General features: G+C 66.7%; 2 protein-coding genes. Both read right to left on the bottom strand.

What is annotated here, in order from left to right:
- Positions 1-232: 232 nt before the first annotated feature.
- A complete protein-coding gene (locus tag ABZS58_RS51235; RefSeq protein ID WP_354792116.1) occupies positions 233-838 on the bottom strand; it encodes a transposase in 606 nt (201 codons plus the stop codon).
- Entirely contained in the window at positions 817-1308 is a 492-nt protein-coding gene (locus tag ABZS58_RS51230) for a winged helix-turn-helix domain-containing protein (protein ID WP_354792115.1), read from the bottom strand. Before ABZS58_RS51230 ends, ABZS58_RS51235 begins: the two co-directional genes overlap by 22 nt.
- Positions 1309-1654: the final 346 nt, after the last annotated feature.

Raw genomic sequence — 1654 nt, 5'->3', positions numbered from 1 at the left:
CGAGCCACCAGCCGGCCGGGGTCTTGATCCAGGCGCCGGTCTCGGTGATCTTGCCGGTCACGCCCTTGGGCGCGGGCAGGGTCGGGATGCCGTAGTCAGCGGCGACCAGCTTCGCCGCGCGTGCCCGCGTCACGTCGGCCTTGAGGGACTTGACGAGGTCCTTCGCCGTCGGTGCGAACGATGCGAGCAGCCGTGTTCGGACGGGTGGGCCAGAGCTGCAGATCTTGAATGGTTAGGTTGAGTCGGGTTCGAGGGATAGCCCGGTGTGGGCGAGGAAGCTGTCGATGAGGTCGGGCTGGTACTGGATGCTCTTGAGCCGGTGTTTGATGATGGCCTGGAGTTGTCCGACGCCGCGGACGGCGAGGTTGCCGATGCTGCGCTTCAGGTGCGACCAGACCGCTTCGGTGGGGTTGAGGTCGGGTGCGTAGGCGGGCAGCCGGATGACGTGCAGCCAGTCCCGGGCCGCGATCAGCTGCCGCATCAGGGCACTGACGTGCACGTTGAGATTGTCCCAGCACAGCACGATCGGGCCGCCGAGCTGCTGGTGCGCGGCGTCCAGGAGCCGGATGTAGTCGTGCTCGGAGAAGCTGCGCCGCTCGCCTTTGCGTCCACGGTGGACGATCGTGCGGTAGATGAACCGGGACCGCTGCCCGGGTTTGACACACACCAGACCGGCGATCGAGACACGCCCGGATCCCTTGCCGGACACCGGGATCACCGGGGTCCGGCCGCGGCGGCCCCAGGTACGGGCTTTCGGTGGGCGCAGCGTCTGACCCGCTTCGTCTTCGAAGACGAGCCATGCGTCGCGCTGCGCCGCTACCGTTTTCCCGCCGGCCATGCCTCCCGCCGCCAGGTCACGACCGCGTCCTCGTCTCGTTCGACCGGCCGGCGCTTCGGGACCTGCACGCTGAAGCCCATACGGTGCAACAGGTACGCGGTACCACGCAACGTGTAGCGGGTGCGGAACATCCGGACGATCAGGTCCGACACCCGCGACAGGGTCCACCGCTGATCAGCACCGAACCCATGCACCGCCGGGCCTTCATCGATGGCCTCTGCGAGCCGGCGCAGCTTCGAGCCGTTCAACCGACATCGGTTGCCGCCAGGCCCTTTCGACGCAAGGGCCTGTTCACCGCCGCGCCGCCACCGCTGCTGCCAGCCGAACACCGCGGTCTGCGACACCCGCAACCGTGCCGCGACCTCCCGGACCGGCACACCCTCGGCGAACCAGCCCGCCGCCTGCAACCGCACCTGCTCACGCCTCGCCCGCTGCTGCGCGGACAGACCACCACCATCCGGGTATCTCATCCATCAGGCCTACAAAACCCATCGAACGATGTCACGGCGACACGCCGATCAGACATCGATCAACCCAGACTTTCAAGATCTGTGGCGGGTGCGGCTGTTCGGTATGCGGTATGCGGTATGGCAAATGGTCGCTTTTGCGGAACGTCGGAGGGCGAGCATTTGTTTCGTACAAATACGCAGGGTTTTCGTGCTGGTTGGGGCGCGCGTCCGGGTGTGCGGTGGGTGTGCGCGGCCATGTTCTGCGGGGGCTGTGAGCGGCCTCGCGTTTTCCGGACAGCTTCTAATTGGCCTGCTTTATGCGGCGAGCTGTCGGTTCAGGTACTCGGTGTGGGCCTCATGTGGGGTC

The organism is Dactylosporangium sp. NPDC005555, from assembly GCF_040605635.1.
Classification (GTDB): Bacteria; Actinomycetota; Actinomycetes; order Mycobacteriales; family Micromonosporaceae; genus Dactylosporangium.
The sequence above is the reverse complement of the archived record's forward strand: the minus strand, read 5'-3'. Positions and strand labels throughout refer to the sequence as shown.

Bases quoted from the DNA above. Each gene is read 5' to 3' on its own strand.
- ABZS58_RS51235 (WP_354792116.1), bottom strand. From the start codon at position 838: ATGGCCGGCGGGAAAACGGTAGCGGCGCAGCGCGACGCATGGCTCGTC.
- ABZS58_RS51230 (WP_354792115.1), bottom strand. From the start codon at position 1,308: ATGAGATACCCGGATGGTGGTGGTCTGTCCGCGCAGCAGCGGGCGAGG.